This window comes from Citrobacter werkmanii (assembly GCF_008693645.1).
GTDB classification, from domain to species: domain Bacteria; phylum Pseudomonadota; class Gammaproteobacteria; order Enterobacterales; family Enterobacteriaceae; genus Citrobacter; species Citrobacter werkmanii.
The window spans coordinates 1,501,166-1,521,177 of the sequence record NZ_CP044101.1 but is presented as its reverse complement, the minus strand read 5'-3'; the positions used below and the strand labels follow the sequence as shown (position 1 = coordinate 1,521,177).

Genomic DNA, 20,012 nt, shown 5'->3' with positions numbered 1-20,012 from the left:
TTTATTTTCTCCGGCTTAAATAAGCGATATAATCCCTGTAGCCTTAAAGGCTATTCTTAAAAAGTGTTGAGAGTTCTTATTTACCTTAATAAATATTAAGATTATTCCTGGTTATCGCGCCGTCCTGGCGGTTGTTGCCTGTCGTTGCGATAGCTAATGAAGATAACCCGATGATTGCCCGAAGAATAAAGAAATTGTCCGATTTCAAATAACTGTACTTATCTGTTAAAATGTAAAAATGACGCCACGTCATAATTTTGCATAATTGTAATTTTTCGTGATATGACGATGAAATCTTTTTTAGACTAGATTATAGTTAAATCATCAGGAGTCGCGGGCAAGTTCCAGGTAGTTTGTTGTATCCATCCCGAAGGTGTTCGGTTAGTTTAAGCCACGAAGAAGGGGATGCGTTATGGATGAATACTCACCCAAAAGACATGATATCGCGCAGCTTAAATTTCTCTGCGAAACTCTGTATCATGACTGTCTTGCAAACCTTGAACAAAGTAACCATGGCTGGGTTAACGACCCTACCTCTGCAACCAGCTTGCAGCTCAATGAACTGATAGAGCATATTGCAACCTTCGCACTTAATTATAAAATTAAGTACAATGAGGACAATAAGCTGATTGCGCAGATAGATGAATACCTGGATGACACTTTTATGTTGTTCAGCAGTTATGGTATTAATACGCAGGATCTGCAGAAATGGCGGAAATCAGGTAATCGACTGTTTCGCTGTTTTGTCAATGCCACCAGGGCTAATCCTGTTAGTTTGTCTTGTTAAAAATTATTACAATCATAGGTAAGAGTTATGTCTGATAAACCATTAACTAAAACAGATTATTTGATGCGCCTGCGACGCTGCCAGACAATTGACACGCTTGAGCGCGTTATTGAAAAAAATAAATATGAATTGTCCGACAACGAACTGGCTGTATTTTACTCAGCAGCGGATCACCGTCTTGCTGAATTGACCATGAATAAGCTCTACGACAAGATTCCAACTTCCGTTTGGAAATTCATTCGCTAATTGCTCTCGAGGTTAAGTCAGGTATAGCGGGACATTTGTTTGTCTGACTGACCATTTTCGTATTTACAATGGTTATTTAATTCAAATCACGTGATTACGATCACAGCGAACCAACGGGAACGTTCCCTTTGCTTGCATTGCGTTTTACTGTGCTGAAATGATCATCAGGACACAGGGAATTCGTAATGAGTAAAGAAAAGCAAAAAATGATCGCCGGCGAACGCTATCGCCCGGCAGATGAAACGTTGCGCAACGACCGACTACGCGCTCGTCAGTTGACTCACCGCTACAATCTCACCTCGCCAGAGGCAAAAAGTGAGCGTCAGGCCATCCTGCATGATCTGCTGGGTCAAAGCGAAGGTGCATATATTGAACCCTCTTTCCGTTGTGATTACGGTTATAACATCTATCTCGGTAAAGAATTTTACGCCAACTTCGACTGCGTCATGCTTGATGTCTGTCCAATCCATATTGGCGACAACTGCATGCTGGCACCCGGCGTCCATATCTATACCGCGACACACCCTCTGGATGCGACCGAACGCAACAGTGGCCTGGAGTTCGGAAAGCCCGTGACTATCGGCAACAATGTCTGGATAGGTGGCCGCGCAGTGATCAATCCCGGCGTCACGCTCGGTGATAATGTCGTTGTAGCCTCTAGCGCGGTGGTGACGAAAAGCGTTCCGGCAAACAGCGTAGTCGGCGGTAATCCCGCGAGGATCATCAAAACGCTGTGATCTAAAATGTAACTGTTATGCTAAATTGCGGTTAATCTGTTACTACCTTCAGCAGGTATCCCCTTTTAAAATAGGGCGATCGCTCCTGAATTTTGCAGATATCACGAAGGCAAGAGATGACAGAAATACAGCGCCTGCTTACCGAAACAATCGATGACTTAAATATTCGCGAGAAGCGCGACAACAAACCGCGCTTTAGCATCAGTTTTATTCGCAAACATCCGGGGCTGTTTATCGGTATGTATGTGGCATGGTTTGCCACGCTGGCGGTAATGCTACAGTCAGAAACGCTGGTCGATTCGGTATGGCTGCTGGTAGTACTGTTTGTCATACTTAACGGCTTTTTCTTTTTCGACGTGGCGCCGCGTTATCGCTATGAAGACATCGACGTCCTGGATTTCAGAGTTTGTTATAACGGTGAATGGTACAACACGCGTTTTGTTCCCTCCTCACTCATCGACTCTATTTTGCACTCCCCTTCCGTTGATAGCGAGCATAAAACACAACTGCAAAAGATGATTTCACGTAAAGGCGAACTCTCGTTCTACGATGTGTTTACGCTCACCCGCCAGCAGGCCAGCCAGTAATTTCGCCTCTGACATAAAAAAGTGCGTCCCTGTAAAGGAAACGCACTTTAGTCCCTGAATGCCGGCAAAGAAATTAACGTCTTTTTTTACGGCCCTGTACCGCTTTAAATCGCGGATTTGTTTTACAGATAACATACAAACGCCCTTTGCGTTTCACTATCTGGCAGTCAGGGTGCCGCTGTTTTGCGCTGCGAAGCGAATTGAGTACCTGCATTTTAACCTCGCTTAGCGCCAATAAAATGACCAAAACGTTTCTGGAAGCGGGCTGCGCTACCTTCGTTGTCAAAGGTCTTTTGTTTTCCGGTGTAATACGGATGTGACTTAGAAGAGATATCAAGGGTCACATACGGGTACGTTTTCCCCTCGAACTCAATCTCACGTTCGGTTTTGATGGTCGAACCGACCTTAAAGTATTCATTGGCACTGGTATCGTGAAACACCACGGTACGATAAAAAGGATGGATATCCGGTTTCATGGCAACCTCAAATTGTTACGTTATAACATAATCATTAAAGTACACCACTCTTATTTAAATCACAACCTGATTTACGCGACGGGCAAACAAACGGGGTGATAAGTGGCCCTAAATATATGATGCCAATCGAATAGCTTTTTCGGCTTTCGGATATACTTTCCTTACGCTGTGTTAATAAGGATATCATTGTGACAACACGACATCTGATAAGTCTGGTGACAGGGGTGCTGTTTCTTTCTATCCTCGCCCCCGTAGGTTTAAGCTTGTGGCTGGCACATCGTCAGGTCGAAACAAAGTTTATTGATGAACTCGATATGTTCTCAACACGAGTCGCATTGCGCACAGAACGCGTCGGCGAGCAGGCCAGGAAAGCATTACGCCACATAGAGTCCTTTCAGGGAGTGCCTTGTAGTGATGAGCATCTGCTGGAAATGCGTCGCTTGTCATATAGCTATCGCTATATTCAGGAAGTGCTGTATCTCAAAGACAATGTTCCGCAATGTTCATCTCTGGAAAAAAACAGCCAGGCTGCCGCATTTCCACCAGCAATGAAAGTCACGCCGGATGGATATCGCGCATGGCTTACTACGCAAAATGATTTGGGCATCAAGCGTTTTATGGCAGCTTTAGGTAGCGAGCATTATGTCGTGATGGTCGATCCGGGTTCCTTTATTGACGTCATCCCGTTTGGCTCATGGCCAATCGAAGTCACTATCATTGGCACCGCGCGCAACGTGGTGGTTGCCAGTAGCGCTGCGCTGCCATCGGACGTTTTGCAGCATGTAAAACAAGAGCATTCGATCACTCATTTTCAGAAAGATAGCAATATTTTTAATGCCCGCCCCTTTCCTGAACTGGGCATCACGATCGTCACCTGGGCATCTACCCTACCATTACAAAAAACCTGGCACCGACAAGCCCTGATCTGGCTCCCGGCCGGGATTATCATCGGCCTGCTTACCGCCGCCTTTATTCTGCGCATTTTGCGTCGCTTACAGTCCCCCCATCACCAGTTGCAGGATGCTATCCAGCATCGGGATATCAAGGTCCATTACCAACCCATTATCTCGCTCACAACGGGAAAAGTGGTCGGGGCAGAAGCACTGGCCCGTTGGCAGCAGGCCGATGGGAGCTATCTGTCGCCTGAAATTTTTGTCGCGATGGCGCAGGAGACCGGACTGACAAAACCCCTCACGCGTTTGATAATTGAAAGCGTATTTGACGATTTAGGAAAATGGCTGCGTCAACACCCGGATCAGCATATCTCCATAAACCTTGAGTCAGCCGATCTGGCTTCTGAAACGCTTCCCGCGCTGTTAGGCCAGAAGGTAAAGCACTGGCAGCTTAAGCCAGCGCAAATCGCGCTGGAACTGACCGAACGCGAGTTTGCCGATCCGAAAAACAGCGCGCCGTTTATTGCTAAATATCGTCAGGCGGGACATTCAATATACATCGATGATTTTGGAACCGGCTATTCCAGCCTGAGCTATTTACAGGATCTGGATGTGGACATCCTGAAGATCGATAAATCCTTTGTTGATGCCCTGGAGTACAACAACGTGACGCCGCATATCATTGAGATTGCCAAGACGCTGAAGCTGGAAATGGTGGCAGAAGGTATCGAAACTGAAAATCAGGCAGCCTGGCTACGCCAACATGGCGTGCAGTACGGTCAGGGCTGGCTTTACAGTAAAGCACTGCCAAAAGCGGAATTTATTCTGTGGGCTGAAAAACGGCTGTGACATGGCTGTTGATGTTGATATGGCTGGCGGCACGCCGCACAGCCAGTCACATCACTCGTCCATAATGGGCGCAAATCCGCCGTAGATCATTCGTTTGCCATCAAATGGCATAGACTCACCGAATTCCTTCATACGGGGATCGGACATCATCTTCTGATTCGCCGCATCGCGGACCTCTTTGGAAGGGTATTCAATCCAACTGAATACCACCTCTTCATGATCCTGCGCTTTCACTGCCATGCGAAAATCAGTTAATTTGCCGTCAGGGACATCATCTGCCCAGCACTCCACCACGCGTAATGCGCCGAACTCCTTGAAAAGCGGAGCTGCTTTCGCCGCCATCGCAATGTACGCCTCCTTGTTTTCAGCGGGTACGGCAACGACAAAACCATCAACATACTTCATGAGAAAAACCTCCGAAGTGTACTGCGCGGCAAGCCGATTCTGGCCGCGTCAGTCGAGGTTAAGTTTAGTAGCCAGCAGGCGATCGTGCCCCAGGTTCACTCCTGACTCGGATACGCGACTGTGGCTGTTGGCGAAACCACGGCAGGCAAATCTGAATTAACGGCCCGATAGCCAGCGCATACAATACCGTGCCAACCCCCACGGTTCCCCCCAGCAGCCAACCAATAAGCAACACTGACACTTCAATTGCGGTGCGAATGCGTCGTACTGGCCAGCCGGTACGTGCGTGAATACCGGTCATCAGGCCGTCCCGTGGACCCGCGCCAAAACCAGCGCCAATGTATAAACTGGTGGCTAATGCATTCAGGATCACCGCGGTCACCAGCAGGACGCTACGCGCCGGCAGGGATTCGAATCCCGGGATCACCACCAGCGCGGCATCTGCCGCCAGCCCAATCATAATAACATTGCTCAGGGTGCCAAATCCGGGACGCTGGCGTAGCGGTATCCACGCCAGCAGCACCAACACGCCTACGACAATGATCACCACGCCGATATTCATCGACAGTAAATTGGCCACCCCCAGATGAAACACGTTCCACGGATCGGCCCCTAAATCGGCGCGAACAAACATGGCCGTCGACACACCGTACAGCGCCAGACCGATATACAGCTGAAGTAAACGACGCAGCATGCTTTTTCCCCTCTCACTCTCAGATAGCTTTCATCTTCCCCGCAATTGGCACTATGATTAACGTCCAGTTTTCAAAAAGTGGACTGCTATGTCATCTCGCCGTTATGGAAGTCAGTCTTTGCAGCGCCTGCTCGGCCACTGGCAGGAAAGCCCCTCGCGAACGCCCCTCTGGCGACAGCTGGCAGAAGCGCTACGTCTATTGATTCTCGATGGTCGGCTGGCGCTGGATAGCCGTTTGCCCGGCGAGCGTGAACTCGCTGCCGTTCTGGAAGTGAGCCGAACCACTGTCGCCAGCGCGATGGCGCAACTGCGTGAAGAAGGCTATCTGGAGAGCCGTCATGGGAGCGGTTCGCGGGTTATTCTGCCGGAACATATTCGCCATGTGCCAACGCGAACCAGCACTGGCACAGCGCTTGATTTGTCCACGGCAGCGCTCAGTGCCGGCCCCGAAATTCATCAGGCTTATCAGCAAGCGTTGTTCGCGATGCCGCAGCATCTGCTGAGTTCCGGGTATCTGCCGCAGGGGCTGCCAGCTTTGCGTGAATCCATCGCCCGGCATTATTGCGAGCGCGGACTCCCAACGCAGCCCGATGAAATAATGGTGGTGAATGGCGCGGTCAGCGGTCTGGCGCTCATCCTGCGTTTGCTGACAGGTCCTGGCGATCGCGTCGTCGTTGATCACCCCACGTATCCACTGGCGATTGCCGCTATTCAGGGCGCATCCTGTCGACCCGTTGGCGTGTCGCTACCCGGGCAGGGTTGGGATACGGCGGGTCTGGTCGCCACTATTGCGCAAACGGCGCCCAGAATGGCCTACCTGATGCCGGACTTCCACAACCCGACCGGGCGTTGTATGGACGCCGCAACCCGCCAGGTCGTGGCGGATATTGCCGAAAGAACACGTACGACGTTGGTCGTCGATGAGACGATGGTGAACCTGTGGTACGACGCCCCGCCACCACCGCCGCTTGCCGCGTTCAATCGCGATGCCCCAATCATTTTACTGGGTTCGGCAGGGAAAAGCTTTTGGGGAGGATTACGTTTGGGTTGGATTCGGGCTTCGTCACGAACAATTGCCGCCCTGGTACAAACCCGCGACACTTTCGATTTGGGCTCTCCGGTACTTGAACAACTCGCCACCCGTTGGTTGTTGGATAACGCCGGGCGCTTTCTTCCTGACAGAAGACGCTTGCTGGCATCGCAGCGCGACCTGTGCTCCAGCCTGATGCATACACATTTCCCGGAATGGCAGTTTACCCAACCACAAGGAGGACTCTCTTTCTGGGTCGAACTGCCCGATACGCTGGCGACGCTCTTTGCTGCTCGCGCCGAAAGCGCGGGAATTCAGTTAGGAACCGGTACGCGCTTCGGCCTCGATGGCGCATTCGATCGTTTTTTGCGCATGCCCTTCACATTGCCGGATGATACAGCACGCGCCGCCTTCAGAGTGTTGCAACCCATTTGGGATAACCTGCGTTTGCAGGCCAGCAGCGGGAAAATGCGCAAAATAATTTAAGCGACGGCCCAAAGGACCCGCTTTTGTATGTTGTGACGGACAACAACGTCCCGGCACAATTACAACTGCGGAGGAACCGGAAAACCTTTCAGGGAAATCACAAAATTCTCACCGTCCTTCTTAATTTTTGCCCCGGCATCACACCAGTCGGAAGCAATACGGAAGAACTCATCGCTGCCGACATTCCAGCTCAGGCGAACATGTTTCACATAGCCAGAACGCAGCAATTCACAGGCTTCGCTGTAATTACAGGCGGTTGAGAACGATTGTTGTTTCATTTTTTCTTCTTCAGTAATCTGCGCAATGCTTTGATTTCTTTAGGAGTCAGTGCATCAACGACGGATTCTTCCGTATGCTGGCTGTCGATATCCTCAGCGGAGACTCCCGCCTCTTCAACGGCGGAAAAGGCGATCAGCAGCAGCTTTTCCGTCGCGACACTTAGATTTTCATTATGCACTTCGGCGTAATGACGAAGTTTTTCTTTCAGCGCTTCATCAATTTTGACATTCAGTACAGCAGTCGACATTGTAAAAAGTCCTTGTGATCGGCGACGGTAAAAGCGTCAAACAACATCCCCGAAACACATTGACAGCATTTGATGACAATAAAATGACAATACAGTGACAAAGAAAAAGAAGATAAGCAGAAGGAAATTGCCGGACGGCAGAATTGGGTGGGGGCCCTGCCAGCTACATCCCGGCACACACGTCATCTGCCTTGGCTGCTTCCTTCCGGACCTGACCTGGTAAACAGAGTAGTGTTGCGGGAGAACCAACAGAGCCCCCATTGAGAGCGTTGTTAACCAACGCGCAGGCGCATTATCACTGGTGTACCCTGTAAATGCAACCCATCCAGCATCGGATGCTGTTTTCTTGCGCAATGCGGCTTCACTCACTCGCCATTCAGGATTATGCTGAAGGATTAGCGCAGGAATAAATGATGGATATACAAGACACTTTCCCCCAACGCGTCTGGCAAATCGTCGCGTCAATCCCCGAAGGATTCGTCACCACCTATGGCGATGTCGCCAGACTTGCCGGATCGCCGCGCGCTGCGCGCCAGGTGGGCGGCGTACTTAAGCGTCTCCCCGAAGGTAGTTCCCTGCCCTGGCATCGGGTCGTCAATCGCCACGGCGCTATTTCATTGACGGGCCCCGATCTGCAACGACAACGTCAGGCGTTGCTGGCAGAAGGGATTGTCGTTTCCGGCAGCGGGCAAATCGATTTACAGCGCTATCGCTGGGTGTACTAACCCTCTCCTCATGGAGAGGGTTACGACTGCTTTAGTACTGCGTGGGAGCAGGAACGGCTGAAGACGGAGTCACCTGGGTTGGTGAAGTCGAAGGCACCGTGGTGGTTGCGCCGCCGCCAGCATTAAGCGGGACTGCGGTCTGCTGCACGGGAACCAACGTCAGGTCGGCTTTCGTCCCGCCCTGATTGATAACCGTCTGAACGGTATCGGTTATAAAGACCAGTTTGCCATTCACCGTAATTGCCGCACTCAGCAGAATACGCGCGTTGGGCTGAATATCTGCCGGGTTAAACGGTAATACAAAGCTAAATGGCGCTTGCTTGCCTTCAGTACGCACCGCTTTTTGCGACAACACTTTTGATGGCGCATCGGCCAGCGACGCATCCGACAGCGTGACAGTTAGCACAGCATCCGGTGGCAAGGCCACTTTCTGGCGGATCCATACTGTACCAGATACATTCGGCTGTTGAATTTTAGACTGTGTGTCAGAAATTGACGTATTAGGGCTTGGCGCAGGTGTCTGAATATCTGCACTTTTATCGGCGCAGGCCGCCAGAGCGACTGCAACCGCTAAACCACTTACCATGTGCACGAGTTTCATTAAATTCTCCTTATCATCTATGCACCAGCGAGAACTTTCCTCGCCAGAAGAGTGGTTAACAAAAACATAACGTGATTAAGTGTGGCACAAGACAGCTGTTTTTGCCTGTAATAGGCCAGTAATTCAGACAATTGCACCCATCGGACCACTTTTAAAATTGCGTTATACTCTGCCTAACTCGCGCGACATCGATATCACCTGGAGAGCTCCTATGAGTCTGGCACTCAAAAATTTGCTGACACTGTTAAATCTGGAAAAAATTGAAGAAGGGCTCTTTCGCGGCCAAAGTGAAGACTTAGGGTTACGTCAGGTTTTTGGCGGACAGGTTGTCGGTCAGGCGCTGTATGCCGCGAAAGAAACCGTTCCGGAAGAACGTCTGGTGCACTCCTTTCACAGCTACTTTTTACGCCCCGGCGATAGCCAAAAACCCATCATTTATGATGTAGAAGTCCTGCGTGATGGTAACAGCTTCAGCGCGCGCCGCGTTGCCGCAATCCAAAATGGTAAACCCATTTTTTACATGACCGCCTCCTTTCAGGCACCAGAAGACGGGTTTGAACATCAGAAAACCATGCCGGATGCGCCGGGTCCCGATGAGCTGAAATCAGAAACAGAAATTGCCCGCTCAGTGGCGCATCTTCTGCCACCGTTATTGAAAGAAAAGTTCATCAACGATCGTCCGTTGGAAGTGCGCCCGGTGGAGTTTCATAACCCCTTAAAAGGGCATGTCGCACCTCCGACCCGTCAGGTATGGATCCGCGCCAACGGTGAACTGCAAGACGATCTGCGCGTCCATCAGTATCTGCTGGGTTATGCCTCTGACCTGAACTTCCTGCCCGTCGCGCTGCAACCGTACGGGATTGGTTTCCTGGAAAAAGGGATTCAGATCGCCACCATTGACCACTCAATGTGGTTCCATCGTCCGTTCAATATCAATGAATGGCTGCTGTATAACGTCGAAAGTACTTCCGCCTCCGGTGCCCGGGGCTTTGTGCGCGGGGAATTTTATACGCAGGATGGCGTGCTGGTCGCTTCTACCGTACAGGAAGGGGTCATGCGTAATCGTAATTGATGTCTTATCCGGCCTACAGGCTACATCGTTGTAGGCCGGATAAACGTTAGTGCCATCCGGCATATTGAGAAATCAGGCGTTGTAGGCGTTCTCGCCGTGACTGTTCACATCCAGACCTTCGCGTTCCTGCTCTTCTGGTACGCGCAGACCCACCGTCATATCTGCCAGCTTATAACCGATGAAGGCCACCACGCCGGACCAGACGATGGTAATCGCCACGCTTTCCAGTTGCACCAGTAACTGATGCCCCATGGTCACGCCCTCGGCAAACCCCACGCCCCCCAGCGAGCTGGCGGCAAAAACCCCGGTCAGGATACAGCCGACAATGCCGCACACGCCGTGAACACCAAACACGTCACACGGATCGTCCACGCGCAGAAAACGCTTCAGCATCGTCACTCCCCACAGGCCCGCCAGACCGGCTGCCACGCCAATAATCAACGCGCCGCCGACACCGATATAACCACATGCAGGCGTTACGCCAACCAGACCCGCAACGGCCCCAGAACAGGCTCCCAGCAGAGACGGTTTACCGCGCAACGCCCATTCTCCGAAGATCCACCCGAGGATGGCGGCAGCGGTGGCGACCACGGTATTGACGAAAGCCAGCGCAGCGATTTCATTCGCCGTGCCCGCAGAACCGGCATTAAAGCCAAACCAGCCAATGTAGAGAATGGCGGTGCCAGTGAAGACCATCGGCAGGTTATGCGGCTTAAAGGCTTCTTTACCAAAACCGACACGTTTGCCAATCAGATAAGCCCCCACCAGACCGGCTATCGCCGCGTTGATATGTACAACTGTCCCGCCGGCAAAATCCAGTGCGCCGTGAGAAGCCAGCAAACCACCGCCCCAGACCATGTGGGCTATTGGGATGTAAGACAGCGTTAACCACACGACCACAAAAATCAGTACCGCCGAGAAGCGAATACGCTCAGCCAGCGCCCCAACGATAAGCCCAACGGTGATACAGGCGAAAGAGCCCTGAAAAGCAACGTGAATATACTGGTAAAAGCTCCCCGTGACCGCCGTCAGCGCAATGTTCTTCAGTAATACCCAGTTGAAGTTGCCGAAGAAATTATTCCCTTCGCCAAAGGCCAGTGAATAGCCATAAACCACCCATAAAATACACACCAGGGCAAATGTCACCGTCACCTGAGTCAGCATCGACAACACGTTCTTACCGCGAATCAAACCGCCGTAAAACAGCGCAATGCCAGGAATGGTCATAAACAGCACCAGCGCGGTACAGATCATCATAAAAGCGTTATCCGCTTTATCCGCGACCGCCGGTGCCGCCATCGCCAGTCCCGGCAACAGCGCCAGTGAAGCAATACCTGTTTTCATCGTTGCTATCTTCATTTTTTGGTTTCCTATCACTGTGTGTCAGACGTTACAGTGCGGCTTCGTCAGTTTCGCCGGTACGAATACGAATCACGCGTTGCAGCTCGGCGACAAAGATTTTGCCGTCGCCAATTTTTCCGGTGTAGGCCGCCTTGCTGATGACATCGATCACTTCATCCAGTTGGTCATCGGCAATCGCCACATCAATCTTCACCTTGGGCAAAAAATTGACGCTATATTCAGCCCCACGGTACAGCTCGGCATGACCTTTCTGTCGGCCAAACCCCTTCACTTCGGTGACGGTCAGCCCCTGAATACCAATAGACGACAAGGCTTCGCGGACGTCTTCCAGTTTGAACGGTTTGATTACCACGGTAACCAGCTTCATAGATCCCCTCCAGTCAGAATTCAGTAGTGGCTGCAGATACACCAGATGAATACTGCAAGGGATGTGCCAGGAATGAAAAAGCAGGATGATTCGGGCCAGCCGAGGGGAGTTGGGGAAGAAGAAGAAAAAACGCACTATAACGGTGCATAGTGCGTTACATTTTTGCACCAGATTGTTGATTGCCGTCCGGCCTACGAAACCGGGTTGGTCTCAGCTATCAGGCAATAATGGAATCCTCTTGCGTACTGGCCGCCAGCTCTTCGCCCGCCAGCTGCAGTTGATACATCTGCCAGTAACGGCCTTGCGCCGCCAGTAATTGCTGGTGCGTACCACGTTCAACCGCCTGTCCACGGTGCAGTACCAGAATGGTGTCCGCATCGACAATCGTCGATAAGCGATGCGCAATCACCACCAGCGTGGTGTGTTCACGTACCGCCGCCAGCGCTTGCTGAATCGCCTGTTCCGTGCCGGAGTCAATACTGGCCGTGGCTTCATCGAGGATCAGTACCTGCGGCGTTTCAACCAGCACCCGCGCCAGCGCCAGCAACTGTTTCTGCCCAACGGAGAGATTATTGCCCTGCTCGCCCAGCCGGGTATGAATTCCCTCGCTCAGGCCGCGCGCCAGTTCCGCCAGTTGCACGGTTTCCAGCGCCTGCCATACCCGCGCTTCTGAGATATCGCGGCCCAGCGTGACGTTTGCCAGGAAGGTATCCGCCATCACCACCGGATCCTGCTGCACCATCGCGATGCCCTGACGCAATACCCCGTGGCTCAGCGAAGACAGCGGTCTCCCATCAAGGCGGATTTCCCCCTGCGTCAGCGGGTAGTATCCCATCAGCAGGCTGGCCAGCGTACTTTTGCCGCTGCCGGTGTGCCCGACCAGGGCCACAAAGCTACGCGAAGGCACGGACAGACTGATGTTTTGCAGCACCAGATTGTCGTCACGATAAGCAAATGAAACGTTATCTACCTCGATATCCCCACTCTTTAGCAACTGGTCATCGTCACCATAGCGTTGACGTGGCCCATCCATCAATTCGAACACACGTTCACCGGCGACAACCGCCTGCTGCAGCATTGACTGCTGGGTCGTCAGCTCGATAAGCGGCTCGTTCAACCGCCCGAGATAGCTAATAAACGCATACAACACCCCCACCTCGATCGAACTGCCAGAGGTAAAGCTGAACAGCATCAATAAACCGCAGAGGATCAGCGCCGAGAAAAGGCTAAGCAGCGGACGCAGCAAAAAGCCATCCAGTCGCAGGGTCTGCATCCGCGCCATATAGTGCGAACGGCTGGCCTCGCCCATTCTCTCGCCAAATCGCGCCTGCTGACGGAACTGCTGGATAACACTCATGCCGTTGATGACTTCGTTAAAGCCATCGTTAATATCCGCCAGATAAGCGCGAACCCGGCGCACAATCGGTGTGCTGTAGCGTTGATAAATCACCATCACCACCAGCACCGCCGGGAAAATGACCATCGCGACCAGCGCCATACGCCACTCCAGGCTAAACATCGCCACCAGCATCGCACCGATCAAGGCCGCACTGCGCAGAACCGTTGCCACTACCGTCACATACAGGTCACGAATCACTTCAGTGTCATTCGTCACTCGGGAGATAAGCTGCCCGACGGGCTGAGTATCAAAGGCGCTGAGCGGCTGACGAAGCGCTGCGTCCATGACATCGGTGCGCAACTGTTGCACCACGCCAACTGCCGCCTGATTAAATAACAGTGACTGCGCGTAATGCAGACCCGCCGCCAGCAGCTGCAATCCCACATACGCCGCAACCAGCCCGGCGACCATCGCCAGCGGCAGGTTGTTTTTCGCCACCATGTTATCGATAAAATAGCTAATTAGCAGCGGGCCGCTGACTTCAGCCGCAGCCGCCACCCACAGCATGACTACCGCAATCGCCAGCGGTTTTCGCCATGGCGAACCGTACTTCAGCAGCCTTTTCAGGGTCGGCCATAATTGCCCAAAACTACGCATTAGCCGCCTCCCCGTTTATCTCTGGCGCATCGGACAGCGCCGCTTCCAGTTGCTGATAACGAAACATATCGCGATACCAGCCTGGCTGCTGCACCAACACGTCATGCTCACCACGCTGAGCAATATGCCCATGCTGCATCACAATAATCTCGCTGGCTTCCGTCAGGGCCGATAAACGGTGAGCGCTGATAATCACAGTTCTGCCTTCGCCCCACTGGCGCAGGTTATGCAGGATCTGATGCTCGGTACGACCGTCTACTGCCGACAGCGCATCATCCAGGATCAGAATTTCAGCATTCAACAGCAACGCGCGGGCAATAGAGATTCGCTGTTTTTGCCCGCCGGACAGCATCACGCCGCGCTCGCCCACTTCGGTATCATAGCCTTGCGGAAGACGTAAAATATCCTCATGAACGCTGGCGAGACGCGCCACATGTTCGATCTCTTCCTGCGTGGCCTGCGGGCGTCCTAACGCGATGTTATTGGCGACGGTATCTGAAAACAGGAACGGCGTCTGGCTAACCACCGCCAGCCGGCTGCGCCAGCTATCAAGTTGTAAGCGCGATAACGGGATATCATGAAAACGTATATCCCCTTGGCTGATATCGAAATGACGCTGGATCAGCGACAGCACCGTACTTTTCCCCGCGCCGGTCGGGCCGCAGATGCCCAGCATCTGTCCGGGTCTGAGCTGGAAATTCACGTTTTCCAGCGCTGGCTGAGCCGTCAATGGGTAGCGAAATTCGCGAATCGCCACCGCCAGCTCGCCGCGTCCTTCAGGCACCGGTTCAGTACCGTCATCCACCACCGGCGCTTCAGCCAGCATGGCGCGAATACGGCTGTAGGCGGCGCTGCCGCGTTCGACAATGTTAAACATCCATGCCAGCGCCAGCATCGGCCAAATCATCAGACCGAGATACATCATAAAGCTGGTGAGCTGGCCGAGCGTCAGCGAACCGTGCACCACCATCCAGCTTCCTCCGGCAATCGCCAGCAGGTTAGCCATCCCAATGGCGATATAAATCGTTGGGTCAAAACGGGCGTCAATACGCGCCACCCGCAGGTTTTTCTTACCGGTGTCTTCAGCATCTGCGGCAAATAACGCCGACTGCCGATCCTCCAGGCCAAAAGCCTTGATCATGCGAATGCTGGTCAGGCTCTCCTGAGTACGATCGTTAAGACTGGAGAACGCCGCCTGCGCCAGCTTAAAACGGTGATGGAGTCGATCACCGTAACGTTTGATCATTAACGCCATCACCGGCATCGGCAGTAGCGCAATAAGCGTCAGTTGCCAGCTTATCTGCGTAGACATCACGATCAGTACCGCACACCCCATCACCAGCGAATCCACCAGCGTCAGCACGCCTTCGCCAGCGGCAAACACCACTCGATCAACATCGTTAGTGGCGCGCGCCATCAGATCACCCGTACGGTGGCGCAGATAGAACTCGGGGTGCTGACGACTCAATTGACGGTAATAATCTTCCCGCAGCTCAACCGCCAGTTGGTAGGATGCGCCAAACAGCAGTACGCGCCAGACATAGCGCAGCAAGTACACGACCACCGCAATCAGGGCGATTGTGCCAACCCACATCAGCAGCCGCTCGGTGGTGAAGCGTTGCGCTGTTACGCCATCCACAATGATCCCGACCACTTTCGGCGGGATAAGCTGAAGGATGGCGATGATAATAAGCAGAGCCACTGCTCCAAGGTAGCGACGCCACTCCCGGCGGAAGTACCAGCTTAATTGAGCAAATAATCGCACGCGTTATGTCCTGACAAGATTTCCGGCAATGAGCGCCGGGAGAATTATTCAATCGGTAGAGCAGTTGTGTATTTAATCTGTTCCATCGCAAAGCTGGAGGTGACATCAGACAGGCCCGGCACGCTGTTCACCAGGCGCTTATAAAATTCGTCATAGCTTTTCATATCGGCGACCTGGACCCGCATCAGGTAGTCATACTCCCCTGCCATACGCCAGAATCCCAGAACTTCCGGCATTCCGGTGACTTCGGTGACAAAGCGGCAATACCATTCGCTGCTGTGGTGCTGAGTCTTGATCAACACAAACGCGGTTAAGCCCAGCCCCAGTTTTTCGGGATCCAGCAGGGCGACTCGACCCAGCAGGATACCATCATCTTCAAGCCGTTTGAGGCGTTTCCAGCAAGGGGTGGTAGTCAGATTAACGGCATCTGCTAACGCCTGCAAAGAAAGGGTGCAGTCCTGTTGCAGTAAGCCGAGCAGCTTACGGTCAATTTTGTCTAACATATCCACTCCACAGAGAAGAATTTTCTCCTTACATTCTATTTTAAAGGCTAAATGGCAACAATTTTTTCCGTGCTTTTCGCTATTCTGGGCACAAAATGACAAATGGATATCTTTTAATGATGAATAGCTCCTGGGTTAAAAACGCCATCAATGAAATCAACGCGGATTATCAGCGTTCTGCGGATACGCATCTCATTCGTCTGTCACTCCCGGCGTTTCCGGGCATTCAGCTCTATTTAAAAGATGAGAGCACGCATCCGACCGGGAGCCTGAAACATCGTCTGGCACGCTCACTGTTTCTGTATGGACTGTGCAATGGCTGGATCAAAGAAGGCACTACCATCATCGAGTCATCATCCGGCTCAACGGCGGTTTCCGAAGCGTATTTCGCCCGTCTGTTAGGATTACCGTTTATCGCCGTTATGCCTTCGTGTACTGCGAAACGTAAAATTGAACAGATTGAGTTTTATGGCGGGCGCTGTCATTTCGTGGAAAGCGCCTGCGAAATTTATGCGGCTTCTGAACAACTGGCGCGTGAGCTGAACGGCCATTACATGGATCAGTTCACTTACGCTGAGCGCGCCACCGACTGGCGTGGTAACAACAATATTGCCGACAGTATCTTTCGGCAGATGCAATGCGAGCCCAACCCTGTTCCCCGGCATATCGTGATGAGTGCCGGAACCGGCGGCACCTCGGCGACCATTGGCCGCTATATTCGTTGTCAGGGCTACGACACTCGTTTGATGGTGGTGGACCCGGAAAACTCGGTCTTTCTGCCCTTCTGGCAAGATCGCGATGCAACCTTACGCAGCCCGGTAGGTAGCAAAATCGAAGGTATCGGTCGCCCACGCGTAGAACCGTCTTTTATTCCTGATGTGGTCGATGAAATGCTGCGCGTGCCTGATGCCGCCAGCGTGGCCACCGCGCACTGGCTGGAGACGCAGCTAGGCCGTAAAGTTGGCGCCTCAACCGGTACCAACATGTGGGGAGCATTACAACTTGCCGCCCGTATGCGCGATGCAGGAGAAACGGGATCGCTGGTGACGTTGTTGTGTGACAGCGGCGAACGTTATCTGGAAACCTATTACAACCCGCAGTGGGTCGACGCGCACATCGGTGATTTAACGCCGTGGAAAGCGGAGCTGGCTCAACTCCTGAATACCCACTAATCAGACAAAAAAAAGCCAGACGCGAAGTCTGGCTTGCTGGAAGGGATCTCTCATTCGGGGGAATAAGGTAGATGCGGATTGTCCAGCCAATGCGTCAAAAAGTGTGATACTGCCTGATTACGGCAATGCCCAATCACCGATAAATGAGGCAGTTCAGCAATCAGTTGCGGCATCGCGTTACCCATAATCAGGCCGCGCCCTACGCTACTTAACATTTCGCGATCGTTCATGGCATCGCCAAACGCCATACACTCGGCCATTGAATAACCTAAGTGGTTGCTTAATACCGCCAGCGCAGAACCTTTATTACATCCCAGCGGCAGCACCTCGAGGCAATCAACCGCGGAGAAACAGAGATTCGCCTGTTCACCCAGCGCCTCATTGAGTTGAATGCGCAGACGGATCAGCGTGTCATGATCGCCGCAGAAACAGATCTTCGTTACCTGGTGGGCGGGAATACGTTTCACATCCACGATCTGGTAACGAAATCCGCTATATACATGCGCCTGAAGCAGCGCTGGAATTTCTTGTCCGGTGAACCAACCGTTGTCATTAAAGACATGCATGCTGGCCGTGGTGTCCCACTTCTGGTGCAATACACTATCCGCAACATTCGGATCCAGATCCTGGCGGTGCAGCACATCACCCTCCAGCGAGTGAATGCGCGTACCGTTACCCGTGATTAAAAAGGCATCCAGCGAAATAGAACCCAGAATGTGGCGCATCTCCAGCACATGGCGACCGGTGGCAAATGTCAGAGTGATATCACGTTCACGCAGGCGCGCCAGCGTTGAAAGCGTTTCATCACCTAAATGGTGATTCGGCATCAAAAGAGTGCCATCCATATCAAATGCAGCCAGACGAGCCATTTCTTTCTCCACACTGTGAGGCGGTTAACTTGTGATTCAGTATCACCTGAGATATACGGAAGTAATAGTGAATAGATAAAATGAATTGTTCCGGGTTTATATGCGACTATTGAACCGACTAAATCAATACCAACGCCTGTGGCAACCCTCGAACGGGGAGCCGCAGTCGGTGACCATTGGCGAACTGGCTGAACGCTGTTTTTGCAGCGAACGCCACGTGCGAACCTTGTTAAAACAAGCGCAGGATGCAGGCTGGCTGGAGTGGCACGCCCAATCGGGGCGGGGTAAACGCGGGCAGCTACGCTTTTTAGTTACGCCGGACTCACTACGCAATACCATGATGGAGCAGGCGCTGCAAAAGGGGGAACAGCTTAGCGTGCTGGAGCTGGCCCAACTGGCGCCGGGTGAATTAAGAACCCTGCTACAACCGTTTATGGGCGGTCAGTGGCAAAACGACACGCCAACCCTGCGTATCCCCTATTACCGCCAGCTCGACCCTTTGCACCCCGGATTTCTCCCTGGCCGCGCAGAGCAACATCTCGCCGGGCAGGTATTCTCTGGCCTGACCCGGTTTGACACGAATACACAGCACCCCTGCGGTGATTTAGCTCACCACTGGAATATCTCCGCCGACGGCCTGCGTTGGGATTTCTATATTCGCTCCACGCTGTACTGGCATAACGGCGATGCCGTCAGCAGCACGCAGTTACACCAACAACTGTTGATGCTACTTGAGCTACCCGCCCTGAATAAATTGTTCATCAGCGTCAAACATATTGAGGTGACCCATCCCCAGTGTCTGACCTTTATTCTGCATCGCCCCGACTTCTGGCTGGCGCATCGTCTGGCAAGCTACAGCAGCCATTTGGCGCATCCGGAACATCCGTTTGTGGGTACCGGTCCGTTCCGGTTGACGTTGTTTACCCCTGAGCTGGTACGTATCGAGAGTCACGATCACTACCACCTGAGTCATCCACTCCTGAAAGCGATCGAATACTGGATAACTCCGCAACTCTTCTCCCAGGACTTGGGCACCAGCTGTCGCCATCCGGTGCAAATAGCGATTGGTAAACCCGAAGAGCTGCCCATGCTAAGCCAGGTGAGCAGCGGGATAAGCCTCGGTTTTTGCTATCTCACGCTCAGAAAAAGTGCGCGCCTGAATACCTTGCAAGCCCGCCGGCTGGTCAATATTATCCATCGCTCTTCCCTGCTACAAACGCTGGAGGTAGATGAAAACCTGATAACCCCGAGCAATGCGCTGCTGCCTGGATGGACGATCCCGCAATGGGATGAGTTGAACGAGGTAGCGCTACCGGAAAAACTGACGCTGGCGTATCACCTGCCGGTTGAACTACATGCCATGGCTGAACAGCTTCGCCAGGCGCTGGCGCTACTCGGCTGTGAATTAACGCTTATATTTCATAATGCTAAAAACTGGGACGGTAATCATCCTTTAGCGCAGGCCGACCTGATGATGGGAGACAGACTGATTGGCGAAGCGCCTGAATATACCCTCGAACAGTGGTTACGTTGCGATCAACTGTGGTCACATGTACTCAATGCGCCTGAATACACGCACTTGCAAACCACGCTGGATGCCCTGCAAGTCCAGGCCAATGAAGACGATCGTCACGCGGCGTTACAGCAAGTGTTCGCCACGCTGATGCATGATGCCACGCTGACTCCGCTGTTCAATTATCACTATCGTATTAGCGCGCCACCGGGCGTGAACGGTGTTCGCCTGAATCCTCGCGGCTGGTTTGAGTTCACCGAAGCCTGGTTACCGCCCCCTTCAACATGAAGAAGCTGGTCGACACCACGTCCAGGCGCTACCATATGGGTTTCGTTATTTGTCAGGAAAAGC

The 20,012-nt window shown here is 52.6% G+C and carries 22 protein-coding genes, 1 other RNA gene and 1 pseudogene; 10 read left to right on the top strand and 14 right to left on the bottom strand.

Annotation, left to right across the window (positions count from 1 at the left end; translation table 11 throughout):
- Positions 1-412 precede the first annotated feature (412 nt).
- The 4 genes from tomB (at position 413) to FOB24_RS07835 (ending at position 2,357) form a co-directional block, all read left to right on the top strand.
- Complete coding sequence (gene tomB / locus FOB24_RS07850) at positions 413-787, top strand: Hha toxicity modulator TomB (protein WP_003021733.1); 375 nt, start codon at positions 413-415, stop codon at positions 785-787.
- A 27-nt stretch (positions 788-814) separates the two neighbouring features.
- On the top strand, positions 815-1,033 hold the full coding sequence (locus tag FOB24_RS07845; protein ID WP_002892050.1) for an HHA domain-containing protein: 219 nt from the start codon (positions 815-817) through the stop codon (positions 1,031-1,033).
- Between the two features lie 185 nt (positions 1,034-1,218).
- Complete coding sequence (maa, locus tag FOB24_RS07840) at positions 1,219-1,770, top strand: maltose O-acetyltransferase (RefSeq protein WP_150344741.1); 552 nt, start codon at positions 1,219-1,221, stop codon at positions 1,768-1,770.
- A gap of 116 nt (positions 1,771-1,886) precedes the next feature.
- Positions 1,887-2,357 carry a YlaC family protein gene (locus tag FOB24_RS07835; protein WP_150344740.1) on the top strand — a complete coding sequence of 157 codons (471 nt, stop codon included), beginning with the start codon at positions 1,887-1,889 and terminating at the stop codon, positions 2,355-2,357.
- Positions 2,358-2,430: 73 nt separating this feature from the next.
- Here the strand turns inward: FOB24_RS07835 and ykgO are convergent, their stop codons facing one another.
- The gene (gene ykgO / locus FOB24_RS07830) at positions 2,431-2,571 is read right to left on the bottom strand and encodes a type B 50S ribosomal protein L36 (protein WP_005125190.1); all 141 of its coding nucleotides are present in this window, start codon (positions 2,569-2,571) and stop codon (positions 2,431-2,433) included.
- Between the two features lies 1 nt (position 2,572).
- Positions 2,573-2,833, bottom strand: coding sequence for a type B 50S ribosomal protein L31 (locus FOB24_RS07825; RefSeq protein WP_038638331.1), 261 nt, complete (start codon positions 2,831-2,833; stop codon positions 2,573-2,575).
- A gap of 188 nt (positions 2,834-3,021) precedes the next feature.
- Between FOB24_RS07825 and FOB24_RS07820 the strand changes: the two genes are divergently transcribed.
- Complete coding sequence (locus tag FOB24_RS07820; protein ID WP_085047627.1) at positions 3,022-4,575, top strand: EAL domain-containing protein; 1,554 nt, start codon at positions 3,022-3,024, stop codon at positions 4,573-4,575.
- A 51-nt stretch (positions 4,576-4,626) separates the two neighbouring features.
- Here FOB24_RS07820 and FOB24_RS07815 read toward each other — a convergent pair whose 3' ends face one another.
- Together FOB24_RS07815 and yczE are read right to left on the bottom strand one after the other, a co-directional pair.
- Entirely contained in the window at positions 4,627-4,980 is a 354-nt protein-coding gene (locus FOB24_RS07815; RefSeq protein WP_042310059.1) for a DUF1428 domain-containing protein, read from the bottom strand.
- Positions 4,981-5,044: 64 nt separating this feature from the next.
- The gene (gene yczE / locus FOB24_RS07810) at positions 5,045-5,674 is read right to left on the bottom strand and encodes a membrane protein YczE (RefSeq protein WP_150344739.1); all 630 of its coding nucleotides are present in this window, start codon (positions 5,672-5,674) and stop codon (positions 5,045-5,047) included.
- Between the two features lie 88 nt (positions 5,675-5,762).
- Between yczE and yczR the strand changes: the two genes are divergently transcribed.
- Positions 5,763-7,190, top strand: coding sequence for a MocR-like transcription factor YczR (yczR, locus tag FOB24_RS07805; protein ID WP_121528688.1), 1,428 nt, complete (start codon positions 5,763-5,765; stop codon positions 7,188-7,190).
- A 59-nt stretch (positions 7,191-7,249) separates the two neighbouring features.
- Here the strand turns inward: yczR and FOB24_RS07800 are convergent, their stop codons facing one another.
- From FOB24_RS07800 to ffs, 3 genes are all read right to left on the bottom strand, one after another.
- A complete protein-coding gene (locus tag FOB24_RS07800) occupies positions 7,250-7,468 on the bottom strand; it encodes a hypothetical protein (protein WP_038638314.1) in 219 nt (72 codons plus the stop codon).
- Positions 7,465-7,716 carry a hypothetical protein gene (locus tag FOB24_RS07795; protein WP_038638313.1) on the bottom strand — a complete coding sequence of 84 codons (252 nt, stop codon included), beginning with the start codon at positions 7,714-7,716 and terminating at the stop codon, positions 7,465-7,467. The genes FOB24_RS07800 and FOB24_RS07795 overlap by 4 nt, the downstream gene beginning before the upstream one ends.
- A gap of 154 nt (positions 7,717-7,870) precedes the next feature.
- Positions 7,871-7,967: signal recognition particle sRNA small type (gene ffs / locus FOB24_RS07790), an RNA gene on the bottom strand.
- Positions 7,968-8,051: 84 nt separating this feature from the next.
- Between ffs and FOB24_RS07785 the strand changes: the two are divergent.
- Positions 8,052-8,441: pseudogene (locus tag FOB24_RS07785) on the top strand (MGMT family protein).
- Positions 8,442-8,472: 31 nt separating this feature from the next.
- Here FOB24_RS07785 and FOB24_RS07780 read toward each other — a convergent pair.
- Complete coding sequence (locus FOB24_RS07780; protein ID WP_038638307.1) at positions 8,473-9,042, bottom strand: YbaY family lipoprotein; 570 nt, start codon at positions 9,040-9,042, stop codon at positions 8,473-8,475.
- 211 nt (positions 9,043-9,253) lie between these two features.
- Here FOB24_RS07780 and tesB point away from each other — a divergent pair, with 211 nt between their 5' ends.
- On the top strand, positions 9,254-10,114 hold the full coding sequence (gene tesB / locus FOB24_RS07775) for an acyl-CoA thioesterase II (protein WP_038638304.1): 861 nt from the start codon (positions 9,254-9,256) through the stop codon (positions 10,112-10,114).
- Positions 10,115-10,186: 72 nt separating this feature from the next.
- On the opposite strand, the gene amtB is transcribed toward tesB, so the two are convergent.
- The 5 genes from amtB to decR all read right to left on the bottom strand — a co-directional run bounded on the left by amtB (position 10,187) and on the right by decR (position 16,107).
- On the bottom strand, positions 10,187-11,473 hold the full coding sequence (gene amtB / locus FOB24_RS07770) for an ammonium transporter AmtB (protein WP_085047630.1): 1,287 nt from the start codon (positions 11,471-11,473) through the stop codon (positions 10,187-10,189).
- Between the two features lie 31 nt (positions 11,474-11,504).
- Positions 11,505-11,843, bottom strand: a complete 339-nt coding sequence (gene glnK / locus FOB24_RS07765; RefSeq protein WP_006685697.1) for a P-II family nitrogen regulator — start codon at positions 11,841-11,843, stop codon at positions 11,505-11,507.
- 217 nt (positions 11,844-12,060) lie between these two features.
- Positions 12,061-13,839 (bottom strand): SmdB family multidrug efflux ABC transporter permease/ATP-binding protein, encoded by a 1,779-nt coding sequence (locus tag FOB24_RS07760; RefSeq protein WP_110498631.1) that lies wholly within the window; start codon positions 13,837-13,839, stop codon positions 12,061-12,063.
- A complete protein-coding gene (locus FOB24_RS07755; RefSeq protein ID WP_121528686.1) occupies positions 13,832-15,604 on the bottom strand; it encodes a SmdA family multidrug ABC transporter permease/ATP-binding protein in 1,773 nt (590 codons plus the stop codon). The genes FOB24_RS07760 and FOB24_RS07755 overlap by 8 nt, the downstream gene beginning before the upstream one ends.
- 44 nt (positions 15,605-15,648) lie before the next feature.
- Complete coding sequence (gene decR, locus FOB24_RS07750) at positions 15,649-16,107, bottom strand: DNA-binding transcriptional regulator DecR (RefSeq protein WP_003831023.1); 459 nt, start codon at positions 16,105-16,107, stop codon at positions 15,649-15,651.
- Between the two features lie 116 nt (positions 16,108-16,223).
- Between decR and FOB24_RS07745 the strand changes: the two genes are divergently transcribed.
- Positions 16,224-17,279: a PLP-dependent cysteine synthase family protein gene (locus FOB24_RS07745; protein ID WP_110498633.1), complete on the top strand. Its 1,056-nt coding sequence runs from the start codon at positions 16,224-16,226 to the stop codon at positions 17,277-17,279.
- A gap of 50 nt (positions 17,280-17,329) precedes the next feature.
- On the opposite strand, the gene cof is transcribed toward FOB24_RS07745, so the two are convergent.
- On the bottom strand, positions 17,330-18,148 hold the full coding sequence (cof, locus tag FOB24_RS07740; RefSeq protein WP_069323962.1) for an HMP-PP phosphatase: 819 nt from the start codon (positions 18,146-18,148) through the stop codon (positions 17,330-17,332).
- 100 nt (positions 18,149-18,248) lie between these two features.
- Between cof and FOB24_RS07735 the strand changes: the two genes are divergently transcribed.
- The gene (locus tag FOB24_RS07735) at positions 18,249-19,949 is read left to right on the top strand and encodes an SgrR family transcriptional regulator (protein WP_150344738.1); all 1,701 of its coding nucleotides are present in this window, start codon (positions 18,249-18,251) and stop codon (positions 19,947-19,949) included.
- Positions 19,950-20,012: the final 63 nt, after the last annotated feature.